The 25,101-nt window shown below is 73.4% G+C and carries 14 protein-coding genes; 8 read left to right on the forward strand and 6 right to left on the reverse strand.

The window, feature by feature from the left end; all coding sequences use genetic code 11:
• Positions 1-27: 27 nt before the first annotated feature.
• Both AQJ84_RS04760 and AQJ84_RS04765 read right to left on the reverse strand, forming a co-directional pair.
• Positions 28-321: a DUF1905 domain-containing protein gene (locus AQJ84_RS04760; protein WP_030044266.1), complete on the reverse strand. Its 294-nt coding sequence runs from the start codon at positions 319-321 to the stop codon at positions 28-30.
• Positions 322-324: 3 nt separating this feature from the next.
• Complete coding sequence (locus AQJ84_RS04765; RefSeq protein WP_053193393.1) at positions 325-8,709, reverse strand: type I polyketide synthase; 8,385 nt, start codon at positions 8,707-8,709, stop codon at positions 325-327.
• Positions 8,710-8,883: 174 nt separating this feature from the next.
• Between AQJ84_RS04765 and AQJ84_RS04770 the strand changes: the two genes are divergently transcribed.
• From AQJ84_RS04770 to AQJ84_RS04780, 3 genes are all read left to right on the forward strand, one after another.
• Positions 8,884-9,540 carry a class I SAM-dependent methyltransferase family protein gene (locus AQJ84_RS04770; RefSeq protein ID WP_030044268.1) on the forward strand — a complete coding sequence of 219 codons (657 nt, stop codon included), beginning with the start codon at positions 8,884-8,886 and terminating at the stop codon, positions 9,538-9,540.
• A gap of 128 nt (positions 9,541-9,668) precedes the next feature.
• Complete coding sequence (locus AQJ84_RS04775) at positions 9,669-10,331, forward strand: NUDIX domain-containing protein (RefSeq protein WP_030044269.1); 663 nt, start codon at positions 9,669-9,671, stop codon at positions 10,329-10,331.
• A 123-nt stretch (positions 10,332-10,454) separates the two neighbouring features.
• Entirely contained in the window at positions 10,455-11,441 is a 987-nt protein-coding gene (locus AQJ84_RS04780) for an aldo/keto reductase (protein ID WP_030044270.1), read from the forward strand.
• 82 nt (positions 11,442-11,523) lie between these two features.
• On the opposite strand, the gene AQJ84_RS04785 is transcribed toward AQJ84_RS04780, so the two are convergent.
• A complete protein-coding gene (locus AQJ84_RS04785) occupies positions 11,524-12,282 on the reverse strand; it encodes a TetR/AcrR family transcriptional regulator (protein WP_030044271.1) in 759 nt (252 codons plus the stop codon).
• 172 nt (positions 12,283-12,454) lie between these two features.
• Here AQJ84_RS04785 and AQJ84_RS04790 point away from each other — a divergent pair, with 172 nt between their 5' ends.
• The 3 genes from AQJ84_RS04790 to AQJ84_RS04800 are packed head-to-tail and all read left to right on the forward strand — an operon-like array spanning position 12,455 to position 17,793.
• Positions 12,455-15,193, forward strand: a complete 2,739-nt coding sequence (locus AQJ84_RS04790; RefSeq protein WP_030044272.1) for a DegT/DnrJ/EryC1/StrS family aminotransferase — start codon at positions 12,455-12,457, stop codon at positions 15,191-15,193.
• Positions 15,193-16,230, forward strand: coding sequence for an LCP family protein (locus tag AQJ84_RS04795; protein ID WP_079022770.1), 1,038 nt, complete (start codon positions 15,193-15,195; stop codon positions 16,228-16,230). Before AQJ84_RS04790 ends, AQJ84_RS04795 begins: the two co-directional genes overlap by 1 nt.
• A gap of 6 nt (positions 16,231-16,236) precedes the next feature.
• Positions 16,237-17,793: an oligosaccharide flippase family protein gene (locus AQJ84_RS04800; protein ID WP_030044274.1), complete on the forward strand. Its 1,557-nt coding sequence runs from the start codon at positions 16,237-16,239 to the stop codon at positions 17,791-17,793.
• 1,020 nt (positions 17,794-18,813) lie between these two features.
• Here the strand turns inward: AQJ84_RS04800 and AQJ84_RS04805 are convergent.
• Positions 18,814-20,223 (reverse strand): O-antigen ligase family protein, encoded by a 1,410-nt coding sequence (locus tag AQJ84_RS04805; protein WP_030044276.1) that lies wholly within the window; start codon positions 20,221-20,223, stop codon positions 18,814-18,816.
• Positions 20,224-20,241: 18 nt separating this feature from the next.
• Positions 20,242-21,738, reverse strand: a complete 1,497-nt coding sequence (locus AQJ84_RS04810) for a polysaccharide biosynthesis tyrosine autokinase (protein WP_051870217.1) — start codon at positions 21,736-21,738, stop codon at positions 20,242-20,244.
• Between the two features lie 157 nt (positions 21,739-21,895).
• On the opposite strand from AQJ84_RS04810, the gene AQJ84_RS04815 reads away from it, so the two are divergent.
• Positions 21,896-22,960, forward strand: a complete 1,065-nt coding sequence (locus AQJ84_RS04815) for a glycosyltransferase (RefSeq protein WP_053193396.1) — start codon at positions 21,896-21,898, stop codon at positions 22,958-22,960.
• Positions 22,957-23,904 (forward strand): glycosyltransferase family 2 protein, encoded by a 948-nt coding sequence (locus AQJ84_RS04820; protein ID WP_037804331.1) that lies wholly within the window; start codon positions 22,957-22,959, stop codon positions 23,902-23,904. The genes AQJ84_RS04815 and AQJ84_RS04820 overlap by 4 nt, the downstream gene beginning before the upstream one ends.
• A gap of 316 nt (positions 23,905-24,220) precedes the next feature.
• Here the strand turns inward: AQJ84_RS04820 and AQJ84_RS04825 are convergent, their stop codons facing one another.
• A complete protein-coding gene (locus AQJ84_RS04825; protein ID WP_037804333.1) occupies positions 24,221-25,033 on the reverse strand; it encodes a 2OG-Fe(II) oxygenase in 813 nt (270 codons plus the stop codon).
• Between the last annotated feature and the right edge of the window lie 68 nt (positions 25,034-25,101).

Genomic DNA, 25,101 nt, shown 5'->3' on the forward strand with positions numbered 1-25,101 from the left:
GGGCGCACGGTCGTCCGACGCCGGCCCCTAGGGGCCGAGGAGGACGGTCATCTCCACGGTCACCTCGTGGCCCGCCGTGAGGCCCCGCGGCTTGCGCACGGCGTTCTTGAGGGGCAGCAGGTAGGCGCCGTCCCTGGGAAACAGCGAGGTGGTGAAGTCGATCCCGGCGATCCGGGCCTCCACCGGGATCGCACCCCACCCGTAGGTGGCCAGAGCGGCCACTTCGCGGATGTCGGCCGACTCCTCGTCCGGCACGAGGACGAAGTAGTACGGCGCCGGTCCGCGCCATTCGATCACCGGTCCGGCGAAGGCGAGTCGCATCGGTCAGTCTCCTTGTGCGGTCGGCGCCGACGGGGTGTCCGTACGGGCGAGGGAGTCGACGAAGGTGCGGACGGCCGCCACCGCGGTGCCCGAGTGTTCCCGCATGAACGAGAAGTGGTCGCCGGGCACGTCGACTCGGGAGTGCGGCAGCGGCCAGGACGTCCGCCACTCCTGCGGGCCCGCGCCCGCCGCCATCTCGGGCGTCGGCTGTGTGGCGCGCACCAGCAGCGTGGGGACGCCCACCGGCTCCGGATCCCAGTCCAGGAACATCCGGGTGTACGCGCCCAGCGCCGCCACCCCGGCGTCCTCGTCCCCGGTGAACCGGTTCCCGCCCAGGCGCGGCGCGATCACGGCCGGCAGGGACAGCAGCCACGGCTTGTCGCTGTTGCCCTCGTCGATGAGGTACGTGTCCAGCAGCACCTGCCCGAGGGGAGGGGTCCCCGTGGTTTCGAGCCGACGGGTCACGGCGTGGGCGACCGCGCCGCCGGTGGACACACCGGCGATCACGAAGGGCCGGTCGCCGACGTGCCGCTGTACCGTCTCCGCATGGGTGAGGGCGAGCGCGTCCCGGTCGGCCGGCACGGCCCTGCCGGAGCCGATGCCGGGGTGCGGGAGTTCGAGTACGTCCCACTCGCCCTGGAAGTGGGCGTGGAACGTGGCGAACTCGCCGCCGGGGGCGGCGACGGGCGGGTGGTACCCGGTGAAGAAGACGAGCACCGGTCCCTCGCCAAAACCCCGGGCGCGCCGCAGCGGTGGGAGCGCGTGCTGCCGGCTGTCGGCCTGCCCGAATGTCGGCACCGCCCAGGAAGCCGTGACCAGCATGTGCATCGCGGCGACCACCTGACCGGCCTCGCAGACCTGCCGGTAGAGCGTGGAGAGGGTCTGCGGGGGCCGACCGTCCGTCGGTGTACCGCTGTCCGTCGGTGTACTGCTGTCCGTCGGCGTATCGCTGTCCGTCGGGGTGTGGCCGGATGTCGGTGTGCGGCCGGGCGCCGGTGCGGACTCGGACGTGGGCGTGGGCGCCTCCTCCGGTTCCGGTGCGGCCTCGGGGAGGTCGTCCAGCAGGTCGAGCACGTGGCGGGCCAGCCCCCGCGCGGTCGGATGCTCGAACACCACGGCGGCGGACAGCCTCAGCCGCAGAGCCGTGCTGAGCCGGTTGCGGACCTGGACCGCCATCAGCGAGTCGAAGCCCAGCTCGTCGAAGGACCTGCCTGCCGGCAGCGCGGCGGCGTCCGGATGTCCGAGGACGGCCGCCACGTCGGCGCTCAGCAACTCCGCGAGTACGTCCTCCCGTCGGCCGACGGGCGACGTCGCCAGCACCTTGAGCCAGGCTCCGGGCTCCCAGGACCGCGCGCCACCGGGCTCGGTGCCGGTACTCCCGGCGGCCGCGGCGGGCCGGTGCGGCCGTACCAGTCCGCGCAGGGGCGGTGGAAGGGGCCCTCGGGCGGTCCGGAGTGTGCCGCGGTCCAGCAGGATCGGCGCCAGCACCGGCTCACCCGTGCGCAGCGCCGCGTCGAACAGGGCCAGGCCCTGCCGCACGGAGAGCGCCCGCAACACGTCACCGGCCGTGCGGCCAGGGACGCCCGCGCCGGCCATGCCGGCACCGTGCTCCCAGGGGCCCCACTCCAAGGAGACGGCAGGCAGTCCCCGTCGGGTGCGATGCCGGGCCAGGGCGCCCAGGAAGGCGTTCGCCGCCGCGTAGTTGCCCTGGCCGGCCCGGCCCAGCAGGGCGGAGACGGAGGAGAACAGGACGAACGCCGACAGGTCCAGGTCCCGGGTCAGCTCGTGCAGATGCCAGGCCGCGTCCGCCTTGGGCCGTAGCACGGAGGTCATCCGTTCGGGAGTCAGTGAGGTCAGTACTCCGTCGTCCAGCACCCCGGCGGCATGCACCACGGCGGTCAGTGCGGGCGCACAGCCCTTGATCACCTCGGCCAGCGCGGCACGGTCGCCCGCGTCACAGGCCACAACACGCACCTCGGCACCCAACTCGCGCAACGCGGCCCGCAGTTCGCCCGCGTTCGGCGCTTCGGGCCCCCGCCGCCCGGTGAGCAGAAGGTGTCGTACGCCGTAGGAGGTGACGAGATGGCGGGCGAGCTCCGCACCCAGCGCACCGGTACCGCCGGTGATCAGGACGGTGCCGTGCGGGCCGAAGGAGCCGCTCCCGGTGGGTAGTTCACCCGCGGTGACCAGACGCGGCACGGCCGACCGCCCGTCGCGAAGGGAGATCTGCGGTTCTTCGGTCGCCACCGCGGACGGCAGCAGCCGCAGCGAGTCCGGACGCCGGTCCACGTCCACGAGGACGACGCGCCCGGGCAACTCGGCCTGGGCCGCCCGCACCAGCCCCCACACGGCCGCCCCGGCCAGATCCGGCTCCGGTGCGGTCGCGTCCCGCGTCACCACGACCAGGCGCGAACCGGCGGTGCGTGGGTCGTCCTGCCAGTCCTGGAGGGTACGGAGCACCCTGCCGGTCAGTTCGTGCACGGCCGGCATCGGATCGGCGCCCGCCGCCGGGTCACCGACCGCGGTGACGACGACGGTGTCCGGCTCCGGTGTGTCCGCTCCCAACAGGTGAGGAAGCGAGCCCCGCAGATCCAGGTCGTCCGGGCCCGCGAGCGCCCAGCGTCCGGTGGTCCGCGGGCGCTGCTCGCCATCGGGCCGGTCGAGGGCGGTCCACTCGGAGCGCAGCAGGGCACGCCGCACCACGTCGGCCGCCGACTCGACGGCCCCGGCGGGGAGTTCACGGGTGAGCAGGGAGCGCACCTGTGCCACCCGGTGCCCCGCCGGGTCGGCGACCGTCACCGAGACGGCGTCGGTCCCGGCCGGGGCGATCCGTATCCGCACCCCGGACGCGCCCGCCGCGAACAGGCGCACGCCGTTCCAGGCGAAGGGCACCCGGATCGCGTCCGGCTCGGGTGCCGGGCCCGCGAGGAGCGGGGCGTGCAAGGCCGCGTCCAGCAGCGCCGGGTGGATCCCGTACCGGTGGGCGGACGCCGACTCCGTTTCCTCCAGGCGGACGTCGGCGAACAGTTCGTCGCCGCGCCGCCACACCGCCCGTACGCCCCGGAAGGCCGGGCCGTAGGCGAGGCCGGCGTCCGCGAGACCGGCGTACGCGTCGGCCAGGTCCACCTCGGTCGCGCCCTGCGGCGGCCACTGAGCGAGTTCCGGGTCCGGCTGTGTGTCGTCCGCCGGGGTGACGCGGCCGAGCAGCCCCGTGGCGTGCCGGGTCCAGGCGGGTTCGGCGTCGTCGTCCTCGGCGGCGGGCCGGGCGTGGACGTCGACCGGGCGTCGGCCGGACTCGTCCGGCGCGCCCACGACGACCTGGAGGTGTACGCCACCGGCGGCGGGCAGCGGCAGCGGGGCCAGGAGCACGAGTTCGTCGAGCGCACCGCAGCCGACCTCGTCGCCCGCCTGTACGGCCAGCTCCACGAACGCCGTCGCGGGGACCAGGACCGTACCGCCGATCACGTGGTCGGTGAGCCACGGATGGGCCGTGGCGGAGAGCAGCCCGGAGAACACCGTCCGATCGGAGTCCGGTACGGCGAACGCCGGGCCCAGCAGCGGGTGTCCGAGCGCTTCCGCGGAGGGAGGCGGGGTGCGTTGGGCGTCCAGCCAGTACCGCCGCCGCTGGAAGGGGTACGTCGGCAGGTCCACCCGCCGGGCATCCCGGCCCGCGAACACCGCGGGCCAGTCGACGTGTGCCCCGTGTACGTGAAGCCGGGCCACGGCGGAGAGCAGGGTCTGCGGTTCGCGCTCGCCGCGGCGGGTGGCGGCGGCGCACACCGGGGCGCGGCTCCCGTCGTCCGGGTCCGCCAGGCAGTCCTCTGCCGCGGCGGTGAGCGCGGGACCGGGGCCGACCTCCAGGAACGCCGACACCCCGTTGTTCCCGAGCCACCGCACGGCGTCGGCGAACCGCACCGGCAGGCGGGCGTGCCGCACCCAGTACTCGGGCGAGCACAGCTCCTCGGCCTCGACCGGGCGGCCCGACACGGCCGACACCACCGGGATCCGCGGCGGCCGGAAGGCCAGCCCCTCGGCGACGCCACGGAATGCGTCGAGCATCGGTTCCACCAGGGGCGAGTGGAAGGCGTGGCCGACCCGCAGGCGTACGGTCCTGCGCCCCCGCGCCTCGAAGGCCGCCGTCACGGCGAGCACCGCGTCCCGGGCACCCGAAACCACCACCGAGCGCGGCCCGTTGACGGAGGCGACCGCCACCCGGCCCTCGAACTCGCTCAGCGCGGCGAGGACTTCCTCCTCCGTCGCGTGCAGCGCGACCATCGCCCCGCCTGCGGGCAGGGCGTGCATCAACCGGCCCCGGGCCGCCACGAGTTGTGCGGCATCGGCCAGATCCAGCACGCCTGAGACATGGGCTGCCGTCAGTTCCCCGACGGAGTGGCCGGCCAGGAAGTCGGCGCGCACGCCCCACGACTCCAGGAGGCGGAACAGCGCCGCCTCGAAGGCGAACAGACCGGCCTGGGTGAAGTCCGTACGGTCGAGTAGCCCGGCGTCCGCGGAGCCCGGTTCGGCGGACAGCACCACCTTCAGCGGTCGCTCCAGGCGGCCGTCCAGCTCCTGGCAGACCTCGTCGAAGGCCGCGTCGAAGGCGGGGAAGGCGGCACGCAACTCCATGCCCATGCGGACGCGTTGAGCGCCCTGCCCGGTGAACAGGAAGGCCGTGCGGACGCCGCGGTCCACGGCGGTCCGTACCGCGCCGCGGCCCTGGGCCATGGCCTCCAGTGCCGTCAGCATCCGCGCCCGGTCACCGGCCGGGACCATCGCCCGGTGGGCCAGCGGCGACCTCGACACGGCCAGCGAGAAGCCGACGTCGGCCGCCGACAGACCGGGCCGGGCGGCCAAGTGGGCCGCGAGCCGGCGGGCCTGGGCGCGCAGGGCCGCCTCGTCCGCGCCGGACAGCAGCCACGGCACCCCTGCCTCGGCGGCCAGGGGGGCAGCTTCCTCGGCGGCCAGGGGTGCCGCCGCCTCAGCGGCGGCCGTCGGTGAGGGAGCGGGGGGCCGTGGAGCCTCCTCCAGGACGACGTGCGCGTTGGTTCCGCTGATGCCGAAGGCCGATACGCCGGCCCGGCGCGGCCTGTCGTCCGTCGCGGGCCACGGGCGGGCCTCGGTCAGCAGGCGCACCCGGCCGGCGGACCAGTCGACGTGCGGGGTGGGGGTGTGCGCGTGCAGCGTCCGGGGGAGTTGCTCGTGCCGCAGGGCCTGCACCATCTTGATGACCCCGGCGACCCCGGCGGCCGCCTGTGTGTGACCGAGGTTGGACTTGACCGAGCCCAGCCACAGCGGGGGACGGTCCTGGGGGCGCCCCTGGCCGTAGGTGGCGAGCAGGGCCCGTGCCTCGACCGGGTCGCCGAGTCTGGTGCCCGTGCCGTGCGCCTCCACCGCGTCCACGTCCTCGGCGCGCAGTCCCGCGTCGCCCAACGCGCGTTCGATGAGCCGCTGTTGGGCCTGACCGTTGGGTGCCGTCAGACCGTTGGACTCGCCGTCCGAGTTGACGGCGGAGCCCCGGAGGACGGCCAGGACCGGGTGACCGTTGCGCCGGGCGTCGGACAGCCGCTCCAGCAGGACCAGCCCCGCTCCCTCGCCCCAGGCGGTGCCGTCCGCCTCCTCCGAGAACGACCTGCAGCGGCCTTCCGGGGACAGGACGCGCTGGCGGCTGAACGCCGTGAAGGCCTGGGGCGTCGCCATCACCGTGACCCCGCCCGCCAGGGCCAGGGAGCACTCACCGGAGCGCAGCGCCTTCGCCGCCCAGTGCAGCGCCACCAGCGAGGACGAGCACGCGGTGTCGAGTGTGACGGAGGGCCCGCGCAGGCCGTAGACGTACGAGATCCGGCCCGAGGCCACGCTGCCCGCCGAGCCCAGCGCGAGATGGGCCTCCAGCTCGTGCCGGTCCAGACGGCTGGCGTAGTCGCCGTGCATCACGCCGACGAACACGCCTGTGTCGCTTCCGCGCAGCGCGCAGGGGGAGACGCCCGCCCGCTCCCAGACCTCCCACGACGTCTCGAGCAGCAGCCGCTGCTGCGGGTCCATGGCCAGCGCCTCACGGGGCGAGATCCCGAACAGGCCCGCGTCGAACTCCGCGGCCCGGTGCAGGAATCCGCCGCTGCGGGTGTACGAGGTGCCGGTCCGGTCGGGATCGGGGTCGTAGAGCGCCGCCAGGTCCCAGCCCCGGTCGGTGGGGAAGCCCGAGATCGCGTCCCGGCCCTCGGTGACCAGGTCCCAGAGGTCGTCGGGGGAGTCGACGTCGCCCGGGTAGCGGCAGCCCATGGAGACGATCACCACGGGGTCGTCGGCGTGCGCTTCCGCGGCGAGGTGCGGCGGGGGAGCGGGCGCCGGGGCGAACAGAACACCGTGCAGGTGCCGGGCGAGGGCGGCCGGAGTGGGGTGGTCGAAGACCAGTGTCGAGGGGAGCCGCAACCCGGTCGCCTCGCCGAGCCGGTCGATCAGCGTGACGGCGCCCGCGGACGTCAGCCCGAGGTCGCTGAAGGGGTGGTCGGCGCCGTGACCGGTGATCTGGTGGCCTGTGCCTGTGCCTGTGCCTGTGCCGGTGCCCGTGCCTGTGTCTTTGGCAGTGACAGTGCCGGTGATCTGGTGGTCGACGCCGGGACCGATCGAGGTCGCCTCGCCGTCGAGCGGTCCGTCCGGTCCGCCGCCGCAGACCGCGGCCGTCTCCGCGAGGACCGCCTCGCACAGCGCCCGTTCCCGTCCCTCCGGCGGCAGGGACAGCAGCCGTCGGCGCAGGGCTCCCTCGGCCGCCGTCGGGGTGCGGAGGGCCGGGCCGCCCTCGGGCGGCGGGGGCCCCTCGGACACCGGGCGGGCCAGGTCGGGCAGGACCGCGTGGCGGGCGATCTTGCCGGACGCCGTGCGCGGCACGGCCGCGATCTCGCGGATCTCGACGGGCAGCTTGTACTCCGCCAACCGGGTTCGGCACGCGGCCAGCACGCGCCGGGCGTCGAACCCCTCCGGCCCCGGGACGACGTAGGCCACCGGGACCTCGCCCAGCACGTCGTCCGCTCTGCCCACCACCACCGCGTCCCGCACCCCCGGACAGCGCAGCAGGGCGTGCTCGATCTCGGTGGGGTGGATGTTCTCCCCGCCGCGGATGATCAGCTCGCTCACCCGGCCGGTGAGCAGCAGATGGCCGTGCTCGACGCGCCGTCCGAGGTCACCGGTGCGGTACCAGCCGGCCCGCAGCGCGGCCGACGTCGCCTCGGGCTGGTTGTGGTACCCGGACATCAGACTCGGTCCGCGCACCCAGATCTCGCCCTCGGTGCCGTCCCCGACATCGTCGCCGGACCGCGGATCGACCACCCGTACGTCCATGCCGGGGACCGGCGGCCCACAGGAGCCGTCGACCCTCGGCCCGCCGGGCCGGTTCACCGCGATCATCCCGCAGGTCTCGGTGCTGCCGTACGCGTCCAGCAGCGGCGCGCCCAGGAGCTCCGCCACCGCCCGCCGCAGGTCCGGCGCACTCGGGGCACCCGCCACGACACACGTCCGCAGATCGGGCGGCGGCGGGGCTCCCGCGGCCGACGCCACCAGCCGGTGGTAGACGGCGGGTACGCCGGCCAGGACCGTGTAGGGGCCGCCGAGCGCTTCGTGAGGGGTGCGCAGCTCCCGCAACAGACCGTCGGGCGGCAGGAGTTCGCCGGTGATCCGGGCGCTCGCGCCGACGGCGGTGACCCCCAGGATCGCGAGCGAGTGCCCGAAGCTGTGGAACAGCGGGAGCGGCCAGAGCAGCCGGTCCTCGGGCGAGAGCCCGAAGACCGGGGCGTAGCAGGCCGCCACCGACCACAGGGCGGCGCGCTGCGTGGACAGCACACCCTTGGGCCGGTGAGTGGTGCCGGAGGTGTAGAGCATCCAGGCCGGTTCGTCGAGCCCCAGGTCGTCCCGGGGTGGTTCGGCCGCCTCCGCCCCGGCCGCCTCCTCGAACAGACCCGTGCCCCCGGGGGCGTCCGCCGGCACCGGCCCCGGGCCGGTGAGCAGAACGCGCATACGGCGGTCCGCGCCGGCCGCGCCGCGCAGCCGGGCGAGGTGAGCGGGGGCGGTGACGACGACCGAAGCGCCGCTGTCCGCCAGGAAGTGGGCGAGTTCGGCGTCGGAGGACCGTGGGTTGAGAGGCACACCGACGGCCCCCGCCCGGACGGTGGCGAGGACGCCCTCCACCATCTCCACGCAGTTGCCCAGACAGATCGCGACCCGGTCCCCGCGCCGGACACCCACCCCGGCGAGATACGCGGCCAGCCGGCCGGTGCGCCGTTCCAACTCGGCATAGGTGACCGCGCGAACGTCGTCGGCGTAGGCCACCCGTGACGGTGAGCTCTCCGCGTGTGCCTCAAGCAGCTCCGGCAGTGGCCGGATCAGCTCCTCGTGGGTCACGTACCCGCCCCTCCGGCGGGTGGCGCAGCACGGCCGCCGTCAATCTCCTTGCAGAGCAATGTCCTTGAGCCTACGGCTCGATCGGTCGGATGATCGAATCTTCGCTCCGGCCCCCGCCCTGTCGCGAGGGAAAATCGACTGCGCGGCCTGCCGGTGCCCTCCTAGGGTCCTTTCATGGACTGGCACGCGTGGCACGACGACTACGACCGCGCCGACTCCGCCCTCGGGCGTCGGCTTCACGTGGTCCGGGAGCGGATCAGGACGGCCCTGGACGCCCGCCCTCCCGGTGCCGTGCGGGTGGTGAGCGTCTGCGCCGGCCAGGGGCGGGACCTGCTCGGCGCGCTGTCCGGTCACCCGCGTCGGGACGACGTCGCCGCGCGGCTGGTGGAGCTGGACCCGCGCAACGTGGCCGCGGCCCGGCGAGCGGCCGGTGCTCTCGGCCTGGACCGGGTGGAGGCGGTCGTCGGCGACGCCGCGCTGACCGAGCACTACCGCGGTATGGCGCCCGCGGACCTCGTGCTGATGTGCGGGGTGTTCGGCAACGTCTGTGACGAGGACATCGAGCGCACGACCACTTTCTGCACCCAGCTGTGTGCCGACGGCGGCACGCTCGTGTGGACCCGCCACCGCAAGCGGCCGGACGTGTTCCCGAAGATCTGCGACTGGTTGGAGGGGCGCGGCTTCGTGAGGGAGTGGCTGTCCGCGCCCGACGCCGGGTTCGGGGTCGGAGTGCACCGGTTCGCGGGCGAACCCGCGCCTCTCGCCGTGGGGGAGCGGATGTTCACGTTCGTCGGCTACGACGTGCTGGCGCGGACCGCCCGTGAGGGGTGAACCAGGCCGGTGGCCCGCGCCGGACCCGCTGTCCGCCCCCGCCCGTGCGACGCGACGCGGCCCGCAATGGTAGAAGCGGGCATGACCAACTCGTACTTCCCCGCCCCTTCCTCCGCGGCCGGTTCCCGATGACCGCCGGCGTCGACACCCCCGACCGCCGGGGCCGCACCGGACTCGACCGCACCGGCCGGGACCTCACCGGCAACCCCCGCGTCAAGGTGCGGGACGTGACCCTCTTGTCCAGCCACTGGTACGTCGAGCGCACCACCGTCTTCGACATCCAGCACGCGGACGGCACGTGGAGCACCCAGGAGCGCGAGACGCACGACCGCGGCAACGGCGCCACCATGCTGCTGTACGACGCCGAACGCGAAACCGTGCTGCTCACCCGCCAGTTCCGCTTCCCGGTCTACGTCAACGGCCACCCCGACGGCCTGCTGGTCGAGACCCCGGGCGGCCTGCTCGACGACGAGGACGAACACCCCGAGATCGCCGTACGCCGTGAGGTCGTGGAGGAGACCGGGCACACCATCGGCGACGTCCAGCACGTCTTCGACGTCTACATGAGCCCGGGCTCGGTCACCGAACGCGTCAGCTTCTACGCCGCCGCCTACGGCCCTTCGACCCGCACCCACGCGGGAGGTGGTCTCGACGAGGAGGGCGAGGACATCGAGATCCTCGAACTGCCCTTCCGCCGTGCCCTGGAGATGATCCGCACCGGGGAGATCGCCGACGCGAAGACGATCATGCTGCTGCAGTGGGCGGCGCTGGAAGGCCCGTTCGCCCGCTGAGCCAAGTCCTCCGACTCGACCCTCGCCCTTCAACTCGCCGCGCAGGCCCTTGACTTGAAGTGCGCTCGAAGATGAAGACTCCCGTTCGTGCCCCGAAGACGGGCGTGCGAACGGGAGGACATCATGAAGTACCGCACCATCGGCAGCGCCCCGGACCGTCGCCGCGAGGTGAGCGTGCTCGCCCTCGGGACGATGCTGTTCGGCTCCGTCACCGACGAGAAGACCTCCTTCGCCGTGCTCGACCGCTATGTCGAGGCCGGCGGGACCTTCGTCGACACGTCCGACAACTACGCCTTCTGGACCGACGACGGTCAGGGTGGCCAGAGCGAGGAACTCCTCGGCCGCTGGCGGCGCAGCCGCGGCGTCGGCGACGAGATCGTGATCGCCACCAAGCTCGGCGCCCGCCCCCTCGCCCCCGGCACCGGCTACGTCGACAACGCGGAGGGCCTGTCCGCCAAGGTGATCCGCGAGTCGGCCGAACGCAGCCGCGAGCGCCTCGGCGTCGACAGACTGGACCTGCTCTACGCCCACATCGAGGACCACGCCGTCCCGCTGGAGGAGACGGTCACAGGCTTCGCCGACCTGGTCGCGGAGGGCACGGTCGGCCTCCTCGGCGTCAGCAACCACGCCGTCTGGCGGGTGGAGCGGGCCCGTTCCCTCGCGGCGGCGGCCGGCCTGCCCGGCTACGAGGTGCTCCAGTACGAGCACAGCTACCTCCGTTCCCGCACCGACGTGCCCGGCGACCTCTTCCCCGACGGCAGCCTGGCCGCCGCCGGCCCGGACCTGCTCGGCTACCTGCGCGCCGAGCCCGCCCTGACCCTGGTCGCCTACTCGCCCCTGCTGAAGGGCACGTACGCCCGCCCCGAGCGCCCGCTGCTGCCGGGCTACGACCACCCGGGCACGCCCGCCCGGCTGGCGGCCCTTCGCGAGGTGGCCCGCGACACCGGCGCGACCGTCAACCAGGTGGTCCTGGCCTGGCAGCTGGGCGGCGAACCGCCGGTCATCCCACTGGTGGGCGTCTCGTCGGTGGCGCAGCTGGAGGAGAACCTCGCGGCGGTGGACCTGGAGCTGACGACGGAGCAGCGGGGGCGGCTGGACGAGGCGCACTGACATCCGGTTCTCGTAGGTCACGGCCGCCGCCGTCACGGCCTCCGCTGTCTCGGCGGCGGCCGCCGTCAGTGGGCCCCGCGCCTCACCCGGCCTCGACGAAGCGGTCGAGCAGCGCGTCCAGCCCGGCCGCCAGCCCCTCCGGCCCGCCGCGCTCGGCGAGGGCGGGGGCGACCTCCCGCAGGACGGGCAGCTCCTGCGCCGGCATCCGGTGCAGGCCCAGCCGGAACGCCGGGTCGGACTCGTCGGGGTTGTCCACCATCGGACGCAGCTCCACGGACACGTAGCCGAGCAGCCACGAGGTGAAGGCCCGGAAGGCGGCGGCCGCCCGGTCGTCCTCCAGCCCGGCACCTCGCAGCAGTGCCAGCACCCGCTCGTGGTCCTTGAGCACGGCGAGCGGCCTGCGTGCCAGCGGCACCGCGAGCATGCGCGTGGCCAGCAGCGGGACCGCCTGGGGGTGGTCGAGGCAGACGTCGTACGTGGTGCGCGCGACACGGTGGAGTCCGGCGCGCCAGTCGCCCGCCCCGTCGGCCTCGCCCTCCTGGCCGGGGGCGGCGGCCAGTCGTTCCTCCAGCTCCAGGTAGAGGGCCTCGACCAGACCGTCCAGCAGGGCGTCCTTGCTCGCCGCGTACCGGTAGAGGGCCATCGCCTCCACGCCCAGCTCGGACCCGAGCCGCCGCATGCTGAGGGCCGACAGACCCTCCCGGTCGACCAGCTGCAGCGCGCTGGCGAGCACCCGCTCCCGGCTCAGTCGGCCGTAGCGGCCCCGGTCGCCCGCCCGGCGCGCCGGGCCGTCCGCAGCCCGCGCGCCCCTGCTCCGTGCCTCGGCCCTCTCACCGGCCATGCCTCGCCTCCCGACGGTCGGTACGTGCAGTGCTCCCGCTTGTGTTGACTCTACGCATGCCCGGGGGCAAGGTGTACGTATACGACGTAAATATACGCCGAATGGGCGCATGGGCGTCACCGCCCCTCGCTCAGCACGGTTCCCCCGTCGAGCCAGGAGTGGGGAGCACGAGATGACAGTCCACCGGCTTCGGACCCGGCAGGAACAGGCCGACCGCGCCTGGATCACACCGGACGGCACACCCCCCGTCGAGTCCCGTGCTGCCGACGCGACCGGGCGGGACGGGCCGGACCTGACGGACGTGCCCTTCGCCACGACCTGGATCAGTCCCGAGGCCCGGCGGGCCGCACAGCGGGTGCTCGGCTCCGGCTGGGTCACGACCGGACGCGAGACGCAGCGGTTCGAGGACGACTTCGCGGCCTACGTGTCGGCCGCCCACGCCGTCGCGGTGAGTTCCTGCACGGCCGCGCTCGAACTGGCGCTGCGCGCCCTGCGGCTGCGGGACGGCGCGCCGGTCCTGATCCCGGCGCTGACCTTCTGCGGAGCGGCCCAGGCGATCCTGCACGCCGGACTGCGGCCCGTCCTGGTCGACGTCGACCCGCGCACCGGGATGCCGACCCCCGCCACCGTGGCCCGCGCGGCCGCGGCCTGCGGCCGGCCCCGGGCGATGATGGTCCTGCACTACACCGGGGCCCCCGCACCCGTCGCCGAACTGGCCGAGGCCGCGGGGCTGCCCCTGGCCCGCGTGGTCGAGGACGCCGCGCACGCCCTGGGCGGCACGGTGGGCGACCGGCCCGTGGGCAGCGTGTCCAAGGCGACCTGCTTCAGCTTCTACGCCACCAAGAACCTGCCCATCGGCGAGGGCGGCATGGTCACCACCGACGATCCGCTGCTCGCCGACCGGATCCGGCGCGGACGGCTGCACGGCATGTCCGCCGACGCCTGGCGCCGCGCACTGCCCGGCGGCACCTGGCGGTACACGGTGGAAGAGGCCGGCCTGAAGGCCAACATGACCGACCTGCAGGCCGCCATCGGACGGGCCCAGCTGCGGCACCTCGGCGACTGGCAGATGCGGCGCCACGCCCTGGCCGCGCAGTACACGGCGGCGCTGGAGGCGGTACCCGGTGTCGAACCCCTGGAGCCCGCGGCACCCGGCCTGCACGCCCGCCACCTCCACGTCGTCCGCGTGCTGGAGGGCTACGGGACCGGCCGCGACGAACTCGTCGAGCGACTGGCCGAGCTCGGAATCGGCACATCGGTCCACTTCATCCCCCTGCACCACATGCCGTACTTCCGCGGTGCCGCGATCATCCCCCCGGGGGGCCTGCCGGGCGCCGACGCGCTGTTCCCGCAGCTGCTGTCCCTGCCGCTGTACCCGCACCTCACCGAGCGCTCGGTCGACAGGGTCTGCTCCCACCTCGCCCGGCTCGCGGCCACCTCCCCGCACCACACCGGCCTGCGCACCCTGGTCGCCGGCGCCGGAGAGGCCGGGCGGGCGCTCGCCCGGGACCTGGCGCACACCCCGCAGTACGGGCTCGAGCCGGTGGGCTTCCTGGACGACGATCCGGCCAAGCGCCGGGCGGGCTTCATCGGGGGCCTGCCGCTCCTGGGCAGCCTGGAGGACATCGGCACGGCGGTGCCGCTGCACCGGGCGGAGGCGGTGGTCGTGGCCATCCCCGGCCTGGACCCCACCCGGTTCCGGGAGGTGGCGCGGGCCGCCGAGGCCGCGGGCGCCAGTGTGCGCTACCTGCCGTCGTTCATCGCCGCCCTGCGCCGCGACGTGGTCGGCGACGACATGCGCGAACTGGACGTGCGCGCGCTGATCGGCCGCGCCGAGATGCACGTGGTCAGTCCCGAGGCGCGTGCCACCATCGCCGGTCGCCGGGTCCTGGTGACCGGCGCCGGCGGCTCGATCGGCAGCGAACTGTGCCACCAGGTCCGCGCCTTCGGCCCGAGCCGCCTCTTCCTCCTCGACCACGACGAGTCCAACCTGCACCGGCTCCAACTGGAACTCCAGGGCGACGCCCTGCACTCCGACGACATCGTGATCTCGGACATCCGCGACCGCCCCCGCATCGACCAGATCTTCCGTACGCTGCGCCCGGAGGTGGTCTTCCACGCGGCCGCGCACAAACACCTGCCGCTGCTCGAACTGCACCCCTGCGAAGGCGTGAAGTCCAACGTCCGAGGCACTGAGAACCTGGTCCGCGCCGCCGCGGCGGCGGGCACCGCGAGGTTCGTGCTGATCTCCACGGACAAGGCGGCCGACCCCGTGTCGGTGCTCGGAGCCACCAAGCGACTGGCCGAGCTCATCGTGCACCAAGCCCAGCGGGACGCCCCACCCGGAACCGTGTTCTCGGCCGTCCGCTTCGGCAACGTGCTGGGCAGCCGCGGCTCCCTGCTGTCGGTCGTGGCGCAGCAGTTGGGCGCGGGCACACCGGTGACCGTGACCCACCCCGACGCGACCCGCTTCTTCATGACCGTCGAGGAGGCCGTCGGCCTGGTCCTGGAGGCCGCCCGGATGGCCCGCGGAGGTGAGGTGTTCGTCCTGGACATGAGCGGACCGGTGCGGATCGTCGACCTCGTCCGCGAGTTCGCCCGCTCCGTGCACGTCCCCGACGTCGACATCCGCTACACGGGCCTGCGCCCCGGCGAGAAACTCAACGAGACGCTCTTCTCGGCCCAGGAGAACCACGCCCACACCACCCACCCTCGGATCCTCGCCGCCACGGCCCCCCAGGAACGCTCCGCCGACCTCGCACAGGGTCTGCCCGCGCTGTACGCCGCCGCGGAGCACAACGACTCCGCCGAGGTACGCCGCGTCCTGACCCGGCTCCTCCCCGGCTTCCCCCCGCCCGCCCCGACCCAGCCCCAGGGCGGCCTGGCCGACCCGTACCCGGACGACTTCTGATGCCCGCGCGCCGCCCCTGGCCGACCTGGGAGCCGAGGCAGCGGGTCCGGCGCCCGCGCCGCCTGCTGCGCCGCGTCCTGGTCATCGGCCTGGTCGCGGTCCTGGCGCTGCTCGGTCTGGGCGCCGGCGGCGTCTGGTGGGCCACCGACCACTACGGCGACCAGGTCACCCGCATCCCCGACGCCTTCCCGGAAGGCTCCCGGCCGCCCGAACCCCCCGGACACGACGACGGCACGACCTTCCTCCTGGCCGGCGTCGACAGCCGCTCCAAGCGTCCCACCACCGGCAGCGACGCCACCGGCCGACTGTGGACGTACGGCGCCCAGCGCAGCGACACGCTGATGCTGGTGCACCTCGGCGGTGACGAGCACACCGCGTACACCGTCTCCATCCCGAGGGACAGCTGGGTGCCCGTCCCCGGCCACGGCTCGGCGAAGATCAACGCCGCGTTCTCCTGGGGCGGCCCGCCCCTGCTCATCCAGACCGTGGAGCACCTCACCGGCACCCGCGTCGACCACTTCGGCGTCATCGACTGGCACGGCTTCCGCTCCCTCACCGACGCGGTCGGCGGCGTCCCCGTCACCATCGCCCAGGACGCCTACGACCCCGAGCAGAACCGCCACTTCACCGCCGGTACCCACGTCCTGAACGGCGAGCAGGCCCTCGCGTACGTCCGCCAGCGCCACGGTCTGCCCGGTGGCGAACTGGACCGCATCAAGCGGCAGCAGGAGTTCCTCCGCAGTCTGGTCGGCCAGATCCGCGGCGACGTGCGCGTCACCGACCCGTTCGGCGCCGACCGCACACTCGACGCGATCACGCGCACCGTGAGCGTGGACGACCGGATGTCCAACGGCGACCTGCGCGCCCTCGTCCTCGGCCTGCGCCACCTCGACACCGCCGACGCCACGTTCACCACGGCCCCGATCGTCCGCTCGGAACTGATCGACGGGCAGTACGCCCTGATCCTGGACCGGCAGAGGCTGCGGGCGGAGTGGCAGTCGGTCGAGACGGGACATCCGCCCGGCACCGGGAGGTGACCCGGCATGCGTCGCGGGCACCCCGGCCGCCGAGCCCTCCTCGGGAACGGCGCGCGCGCCGGACTGGCCCCCGCCGTCGGCTTCAGCGCCCTCGCCCAGGCGGCCCCCCTGCTGACCAACCTCGTGCTCACGCCGTATCTCATCCGGCATCTCGGCCTGGACCGGTTCGGCGTCTGGTCGTTGGTCCTGGTCTTCCTGGCGACGCTCACCGTGCTGGACGGCGGAGTCGGCGCGTCCCTCGCCCGCTTCCACGCCTACCACGCGGCACGCGGCGACCGGGAGGGCGCGGCGCGGCTGGTGATCGGGTCGCTGGCACTGTTCGCGGCACTGGGCGCCGTGGTCACCGGCCTGTGCCTGCTGCTCGCCCCGACGATCGTGTCGGCCCTGGACGTACCCCCTCGGCTCAGGGAAGAGGCGCGCCAACTGCTCATGGCGCTCGGGCCGTTGCTCACGCTGGCACTGGCGTCCAACTCCGCGATCGCGCTGCTCCAGGCCAACACCCGTTTCCGCACCCTGGCGGGTGTCAGCGGCGGCTCGTGCCTGGCCTTCGCGACGGCCGTGATCGTGCTGGTCGACGAGGGCGGCGACCTGCCCCTGCTCGCCGTCCTGGCGGCGGGCCGCTACCTGCTCGTGACGGTCGGCGGGCTGGCCGCGGGCGCGCGGCACCTTCGCGTCCGGCGGCCGTTGCTGCCACCGCGCGCCGAACGCCACGAGTTCTGGGGCTACGCGCTGCGCATGCAGCTGTCCGGCTTCACGGTCTTCCTCAACGGCGAGATCGACGCCGTGGTGATCGCCGCGCTGCTGCCGGTGCGCTACGTCGGCATCTACGCCGTCGGCTACCAGGCCGCGACCGCCCTGCGCAGCCTGCCCCTCTACGCCTTCCCGCCGATTCTCACCCGTATGACGCACGTCTACGCCGAACACGGACGCGCGGGCGCCGCACGGGAGTTCCACCACCTGCAGCCCCGCTGGCTGCCGGCCGTCCTCACCTACGGCGTGGTGACCACCGCCGTGGTGGGGATCGCCGTACAGGTCTGGCTCGGCCCCGAACTGGCCCTCGGCGGTGTGGTGGCGGCCGTCCTGCTGGCGGGCTACGCGGTGCAGGTGGCCTTCACCGGTGTGCGGACGTGCTTCGTACGGGCCATCGGCCTGCCCGGCTACGAGACCCGCTACTCGTGGTGTGCGACGGCGGTCAACCTGGCGCTCACCGTGCCGATGACGCTGCTGTTCGGCGTCCTCGGAGTGGTCCTGGCGACCGCGATCGGCCTCACGGCCGGGGCCGTGTACTTCGTCGTCCTGTGCCGGAGACTGGCCGATCTGCACGAACGGCGGCTGCCCGCGCGCTGGCTGCCGGCCACCGCGCTGGCCACCGGCGTGTCCGTCGCGGGAAACCTGTTCGTCCTGTGGCTCGGGTGGCACGGCGTGCTGCCGCTGCTGCTGGCGGGCGTGCCCGTACTGCTCGGCCTGGCCGCCGCCGCGGCCCTGCTCCGGCCCGGGTTCGGAGCCACCCGTGCCCCCACCGGAAGTCCCGCGGCGCACGTGGAGAAGGAGGAAGCCGCATGAACACCCCCACCACACCCGTCCCTCGTCCGTCCCGGGCCAGGCGAATCCTGATCGTGGCCCAGCTGGACGGCTACGCCAACAGCGTCAGGCCGCTGGCCATCCAGCGGTTCCTGGAGGAGCACGGCCACGACGTGCGACTCGTGGACACCAACTGTCTGTCCAGGGCGGCCAGTGCGCCGGGTTCCATGGGGCGGATGCTGCCGGGCTCGCTGCGGCCCGCCCGGCTCGCCCTGTACGTCAACGACGTGGCGTCCAAACTCCTCACCCGCCGCTGGGCGTTCGGGCGCCGCCATCTCTCGTACCACGTCCTGCTGACCGACCACCGGCTGCGGCGGCGCATCCTCGCGGACGAGCTCGACGTCGACGACTACGACCTCGTCATCTGCGCGACGCCGTACGACGCCGGTGTCCTGACCACCGGCACGTCGGCGCGGACGTTGTACGACTGCCCCAACCCGTGGGCCGACGAGGTCTACTGCGAGAGCCGGCTGACGGATCGCCAGCACCGCAGGTTCCGGCGCTGGGAGACCGGGTTCCTGGAGGACATGGAGCACCTCTCCTTCTCCTGGGAGTCGTACGGCCGTTACGCCCAGGAGCACTACGGGATAAGCGGCGGCAACTTCCTGCAACTCAACTGGGGATGCACTCCGTCGCCGGAGCGCGCCCGGTTCGCCGCTCCACCCCGCGTGGCCTACCTCGGCTCGCTCAGCTCACGGTTCATCGACCTCTCCCTGCTGGCCCGCCTCAACCGGCGGTACCCGCACATCGACGTCTACGGTGGACCGCCGCCCGATCCGGCGCTCGGCATCAACTACCGCGGCTACGCCTCGCCGGAGATCCTGCGCCACTACCAGTTCGGACTGATCACCTGCTCGCGCGACCTGCTGCGACGGGAGGGCTTCTCGGCCAAGCACCTGCACTACCTGGCGTACGGCCTCCCTGTCCTGGTGCCCGACTGGCGGCGCCACCTCGACCTGCTGCGCGGGTCCGTCCCCTACAGCGAGGAGTCGTTCACGTCGGTCATCGAGGGGCTGAGCGATCCGGAGCGGTGGCGGCGGGCGAGTGACACGGCGTACGCACAGGCAGGGCGTCTGGACTGGAACCGGACCCTGGAGCCGCTGCAGCGGTTGCTGGACGGACAGCCGCGGGGATGAGCAGGGCCGCGACGAGGGTGACCGTCAGCGAGTTGCTGATGTCGAACGACCAGGGGCGTTCCAGGACCGAGGCGAGCAGGACCGGCAGCAGGACGCAGGCCGCGGCGGGGAACGCGGCCGTGCCGCCCTTGAGCAGCAGGTGGGCCAGGAGGAGCACGAAGAGGACGAGGCCGACGAGACCGCTTGCGTAGAGGATGTCGATCCACTGGTTGTGCAGTGACGGCGAGACGGCGGCCGGGATCTCGCCGACCTGGTACTTGCCGGACCAGGCCTTGCCGCCGAAGCCCAGGAAGGGCGAGCCGCCGAGTTCCGTCCTGGCCATCTCCCAGATCGTGGCCCGGTCACCGAGGCGATCGGCTCCGGGGTGATGGAACGGCGCCGCGAGGCCGATGAAGGACGCCACCCCCAGGACCGGCACCGTCAGCAGGATCCGCCCGGGCGAGACCCTCCGGCCACCCTCGCTCATGAGACGGGGACGCAGCAGGACCAGCAGGGCCAGGGCCGCCAGAGCCGCCACGGTGGCCAGTTTGCTGCCGGTCGCCACGGCCAGGAACGCGACGTAGCAGGCCAGCAGGACGCGGACGCGGCCGCGCAGCCCCAGCCACACGAGGGGGACACCGAGAGCCAGCAGCAGACTGAAGATGTTCTCGTTGGTGAAGACACCCGCGTAGTGAACTCCCAGCAGGCCGCAGGGGTTGTCGGGCCGGCACTCCCGCAGGACGCTCGCCGGCTCGACGAGTGCCTCGATGCCGCCGAGGACTGTGAACAGCAGCACGGCGGCCGAGGCGCCCAGGAACGCCGCCCGGCCGGGCCGCGCGACCACCGCCGCGAGCAGCACCGCGAGCAGGACGAACTGCCGGGGGGCGAGGAACTGTTGCCCGTGCAGGCCGTCGGAAAGGGCGAACAGCGCGACGAGCGTGAGAGCGAGGAGCGGGGCGACGTTGATCCGGGGCCGGGTGACGAGCAGCCGGTGGACGACGAACACGACGCAGGTGGCGAGCAGGAGGCCGTTGGCGACCGACCCGATCTGGTTCACCCACCCCGGGAACCCGATCACCGTCTCTCCCCGCGGGTCGAGCAGCTGTGGCCGCCCCGCGCGGATCACGTACGCGACCGTCGGCGCGTTGGCCAGCACGCCGGTCAGGAAGACCACCGTGGCGGTGAGGTCCCAGTCCCGGAAGACGCGGGAGCGTATGAGCGCCACCGCGATCGGGATCAGCGACAGCACGGCCAGGATGCCGAGGGCCATGACGGTACGGGCCTGGTCCTGTGTCATACCGGTGCCCCGCTTCGCCTAGTCGTGGTGCCGGTGGGCCCGGGTGACGCCGCCCGTCGCCGGTGCCGCCCGCAGGGGAAGGGCCGCCCGGGCGCTCGTCATCGAGGCCCGGGGACCTGCCACGGGCACGCGGTCCGTACGGTCCGCGGTCTTCTGACCCGGGTGCCGGGCCGTCGTCCCAGGAGCCTGCGGGTCGCCGTCGCCGGGCGGCTGCCAGTCGGCGAGTCCCTCGGCGTGTGTCGCGGTCAGGACGGCGCCGAGTACGTGCGCACGGACCGCCGCGAGGGTGTCCAGCGCGCGCCGGGCGTCGTCGCGGCGGGTCTTCCCGGACCGCACGACCAGCAGCACACCCTGCGTCATGGAGGCGAGCGCGGCCGCGTCGGCGAACGACAGCAGCGGCGGACTGTCCACCACCACGAGGTCGGCCTCCGCCTCCAGGGCGCGGATCAGCTTCCCCATCTCGGCGGAGCAGACCAGCGTGCCCGGATCGGCGGGGACGGGGCCGCTCGGCAGGACCCGGACGGTCCCGCCCTCCACGCGTTCGAGGGCCTCCGGGAGCGATGCCTGCCCGGTGAGGACGCCGGTCATCCCGGGCGTGCCACGCAGGCCCAGTTCCGCCGCCAGCCGTGGCCGGCGCAGGTCCGCCTCCACCAGGACGACGCGTCGGCCGGTGCGGGCGACGCTCGTCGCGAGGTCGACGGCGGTGCGTGTTCTGCCCTCGGCGGGGAGCGCGCCGCAGATCAGCACGGAGTGCGGGATGTCGTCCCCGACGGCGAACCGCAGACGGGTGCGGAGCTGGGCGAGGGCCTCGGTCCGCCGGGTGCTTCCGTTGCGCTTTCGGGGCCCGCCGGGCGGGGGAACGACACCCAGCGTGGTCAGGCCCAGCCGGGTGCGGACGTCGTCCGCCGAGCGCAGGGTGGTGTCGAGGGACTGGCGCAGCACCGCGCCGCCCACGCCCACGACGATCCCGGCGAGCAGACCGATGGCCACGTTCACCGCCGGGCGGGGACTGGTGGGCGTCGACGGCGGCTCGGAGCCCCCGACCACGCTGGCCTTGACCAGGGGCGGGGCGCCGGCCGAGGAGCCCTCGATGGTGGCCAGGTACTTGGTGAACTGGACGGCGGTCTCGTCGGCGATCGTCTGCGCCTGCGCGGCCGACCCGTCGGTGACCCGGATGTCGACCAGGGTCGTGTCCAGGGGCGACTGGGCACTGATCTTCTGCGAGAGATGCCCGGGGGTGGTCCGCAGCCCGAGTTCGGAGATGACCCCGTCGAGCACGGCGGGGCTGGTGACGATGCGGGTGTAGGACTTCACGCGCTGTTGCGTGAACAGGCCGCCCTGGTAGGCGTCACCGCTGGTCGCGTCGCTGGTGGCGATGAAGAGCTGCGCGGTCGCCGTGTACGTGCGGGGCAGCAGGGCGGTCGCGGCGACGGCCCCGGCCAGTCCCAGGAGCACGCACACCGTGACGAACCGCCACCTGCGGCGCAGGGCGGCGACGAAGTCGTGGAAATCCATGGAGGCTCCCCTCCGCCCCGGTGTGTTCCGGGCTGTCTTGACGTCGTCCGGCCGAGGGCGCAATATGTGGATTCACAGCTCATTTACGTCGTAAACGTACGATATCAGCATACGGCGAAGCGGCACAGTCCTCCGCCGGAACGACTGGACGCAGACCATGGATCGACACCTGGAACGCTGCGCGATCACCCCCTACGGGCGAGGAGCGGGAAGCTCTCGGGTCCGGGTCTTCGAGTGGCTGGACCGTGTCGGCGCGGACTTCACCGTCGGCAGCTATCTGTCGCTGCCGGACGCCGCGCCGTCCCGGCTCGCCCGGCACCCGGTGTCCCTCGCGAGGGCGGAGCTGCGCCTCGGCGCCATCGCACGCGGCCGTCCCCGGATGCTGCTGCTGCACCGCGAGGCCTCGCCGCTCAGCCGCGGCTGGTGGGAGCGGCGGTTGCTGTCCAGCGCCGAGTTCGCCGTGTACGACTTCGACGACGCCCTGCAGTGGGACACGGGCGAAGGCGGTCTGGCCCGCCGGATCGCGCCCAAGGCCGGCAAGGCCAGGGTGGCCGTGCGGCACGCGGACCGCGTCATCGCGGGCAACGACGTGCTGGCCGAGTGGGCCTCCCGGCACCATCGGGACGTCGTGGTGATTCCCAGCTGCGTGGCCCCGCAGGACTACACGCCCAAGACCTCGTACGCACTGCACGACCCGCCGCGCCTGGGCTGGATCGGCTCGCCCCACAACGAGGCGTGCCTGCTGCTGATCGCCGCCGCGCTCAGGGAGGTCCACCGCAGGACCGGCGCGCGGCTCACCCTCGTCGGGACGACCACGCCGGCCCTCGGGGACCTGGAGTCGTTCGTCGACCGGATCGCCTGGAGCCCGGACAGCCAGAGGGCGGCGCTGGCCGGCATGGACGTCGGCCTGATGCCCCTGGCCGCGAGCGCCTACAGCCTCGGCAAGTGCGGGTACAAACTCCTCCAGTACGCCGCTGCCGGACTGCCCGCCGTGGCCAGCCCGCTGGGCGTCAACGCCGAGCTGCTGTCGGGGTTCGGCATGCCCGCGGCCCGGACCCGGGACGAGTGGACCGGCGCGATGCTGGGCCTGCTCGACGCCCCGGCGGCGGAGCGGGAACGGCTCGGGCGCGCCGCCCGGGAGACCGTCACCCGCCGCTACTCCTACGACGCCTGGCTGCCGGCGTGGGCGGCGGCCCTGGAACTGGGTCCGGTGCCGCGATGACCACCCCACCGCGGACCGTCCCGGCCGTCGACGTCGTGATCGTGAACTGGAACGCCGGCCGGCATCTCGGCGACTGCCTGCGCTCCGTCGTCCGGGCCGACCGCTCGGAGCTGGAGGTGGCGCGGATCGTGGTCGTGGACAACGCCTCCGGCGACGACTCGCTGCAGGGGCTGAGCGCGGCCGACATCCCGCTCGACGTGGTGCGCAACCCCCGTAACCGCGGCTTCGCCGTCGCCTGCAACCAGGGCGCCGCCCGGTGCGACAGCGACCTGTTGCTCTTCCTCAACCCGGACACGGAGCTCTACCCGGACAGTCTGGCCGTCGTCGCACGGGTCCTGCGGAGCCCGCCCGAGGATCACATCGGGATCTTCGGAGGGCTCATGGTGGACGAGCGGGGCAATCCACAGATCTCGTGTTCGAGGTTCCCCACCCTGCGGGTCTACCTCGGCAAGATGACGGGGCTCGACCGTGTCGCGCCCGCCCTCTTCCCGTCGCACCACGTCCGCCCCCGGGAGCTGACCGGTTCGGGGCCCGTGGACCAGGTCATCGGAGCGTTCTTCCTGGTGCGCCGACCGGTGTTCGAGGAACTGCACGGCTTCGACGAGCGGTACTTCCTGTACCTCGAGGACGTCGACTTCGCCTGGCGTGCCCGCCGGGCCGGCTGGCTGTCCTACTACGTGGAGCAGGCCCGGGTCCATCACGCGGGGCAGGTCAGCTCCTCCCAGCTCGGGCCGTGGCGGCACTACCTGCTGATGTGCAGCCGCAGCACGTACGCGTTCCGGCACTGGACGCGGCCGCGGGCATGGGCGCTGATGGCGCTGACCGTGTCCGTGGAGCCGGCCGCGCGACTGGCGGCCGCGGTGTTGCGGGGGCGGTGGGCGGAGTTGGGGGCCACGCTGGCGGTCTACCGGAGTTTTCTGCGCTGGTTTCGGCAGGGGCGGTGATGCGCGGTGCGGTGCGGTGCGGTGCTGTGCGGTGGTGTCCGGCGCCGGGGTGAGGGCCGCCGGGTAGGGGGGTGGGGTTCTGCCGGGGGCGGGCTGCGGGTCCGTTGTGGCGTGTCGCGCAGTTCCCCGCGCCCCTGGTGGCGCAGTTCCCCGCGCCCCTGTTGCGCAGTTCCCCGCGCCCCTGGGCGCTGTTTCCCCGCGGCCCTGGTTGTGCTGTTCCGGGCGGTTCTGGGCGCGCTTTTCGTGCGTCCCTGAGGTGAGGGCACGAGGTCGTCCGGTCCTGGGTGCCCAGGGCCGGACGACCTCGTGACAGCCGCTAGCGGGAACGTGCTCTTCGCCTGGCGTGCCTCGCCGCGTCCAGCAGGACCGGGGGAGTCACGCGCTCCACCGCCTTGCGCGTACGCCCGGCGTGTTCTCCCGGCCGCCGCTGATACAGCGTGCTGTGAGCCGAGGAGAACTCCTCCGCCGGGCGGCCGTTCGTGTAGTAGTACAGCGCGAGCGAGCGGCGGGTCCGGTCGGGCGGGCAGGCCAGCGGCTCCGGGTGGCCGTGAAAGGCGTCATCCGTGGTGGCGAAGACGACGAAGCGGTTGAACTCGGGGAGGAGCCGCGTGACCGAGCGGGTCATTTCCCGGTCCCAGAGTTCCAGCGCTCCGCCGTACGACTCCTCCCAGTCCCGGTTCAGATACAGAATGGCGTTCAGCCGCCGGTCGAGGCGCAGCTTGTTGTGCCAGTTGAAGTCCGCGTGCACCTTGAGGAATCCGCCGCGCTCGATCTGATGCAGCCCGCCGCCCTCGAAGTACGGATCCGGCACCAGACCCTCGACGCCGGTCAGTTGCTCCAGGAAGCCGAGGAACGCCGCGGAGTTGAACTGGGCCATCAGGTGCCGGGTGAACTCCCCGATGAACTCGTCCCCTTCGCTCGCCAGCTTCTTGGACGTCGCCCGGTCGAACCGCTGCCAGGGGACGTCCCCGGGCTTGGGGAATTCCCCCACCACCTGGTCCGCGACCCATTCGGGCAGGAAGTCGTCCACGACGACATGGGGAAACGGCTCCGCGGTGCGGAATTCCTCGCGACGCGAGTCGGCGAGAGGCGCCAGGGACTCACCCGAGAAGAAGTAAGGCTCGAACATTGCGCACCCTCCGTTTTCACCAAGAGGTACTTGCCCTGCGATCGTGGATGACGGAAACTGTGTTTACG

Source organism: Streptomyces resistomycificus, assembly GCF_001514265.1.
Classification (GTDB): domain Bacteria; phylum Actinomycetota; class Actinomycetes; order Streptomycetales; family Streptomycetaceae; genus Streptomyces; species Streptomyces resistomycificus.

Coding starts and splice junctions, on each gene's coding strand:
- AQJ84_RS04780 (WP_030044270.1), top strand. CDS start 10,455: ATGAAGTACCGCACCATCGGCAGCGCCCCGGACCGTCGCCGCGAGGTG.
- AQJ84_RS04775 (WP_030044269.1), top strand. CDS start 9,669: ATGACCGCCGGCGTCGACACCCCCGACCGCCGGGGCCGCACCGGACTC.
- AQJ84_RS04815 (WP_053193396.1), top strand. CDS start 21,896: ATGGATCGACACCTGGAACGCTGCGCGATCACCCCCTACGGGCGAGGA.
- AQJ84_RS04800 (WP_030044274.1), top strand. CDS start 16,237: ATGCGTCGCGGGCACCCCGGCCGCCGAGCCCTCCTCGGGAACGGCGCG.
- AQJ84_RS04770 (WP_030044268.1), top strand. CDS start 8,884: ATGGACTGGCACGCGTGGCACGACGACTACGACCGCGCCGACTCCGCC.
- AQJ84_RS04820 (WP_037804331.1), top strand. CDS start 22,957: ATGACCACCCCACCGCGGACCGTCCCGGCCGTCGACGTCGTGATCGTG.
- AQJ84_RS04760 (WP_030044266.1), bottom strand. CDS start 321: ATGCGACTCGCCTTCGCCGGACCGGTGATCGAATGGCGCGGACCGGCG.
- AQJ84_RS04790 (WP_030044272.1), top strand. CDS start 12,455: ATGACAGTCCACCGGCTTCGGACCCGGCAGGAACAGGCCGACCGCGCC.
- AQJ84_RS04810 (WP_051870217.1), bottom strand. CDS start 21,738: ATGGATTTCCACGACTTCGTCGCCGCCCTGCGCCGCAGGTGGCGGTTC.
- AQJ84_RS04785 (WP_030044271.1), bottom strand. CDS start 12,282: ATGGCCGGTGAGAGGGCCGAGGCACGGAGCAGGGGCGCGCGGGCTGCG.
- AQJ84_RS04825 (WP_037804333.1), bottom strand. CDS start 25,033: ATGTTCGAGCCTTACTTCTTCTCGGGTGAGTCCCTGGCGCCTCTCGCC.
- AQJ84_RS04805 (WP_030044276.1), bottom strand. CDS start 20,223: ATGACACAGGACCAGGCCCGTACCGTCATGGCCCTCGGCATCCTGGCC.
- AQJ84_RS04795 (WP_079022770.1), top strand. CDS start 15,193: ATGCCCGCGCGCCGCCCCTGGCCGACCTGGGAGCCGAGGCAGCGGGTC.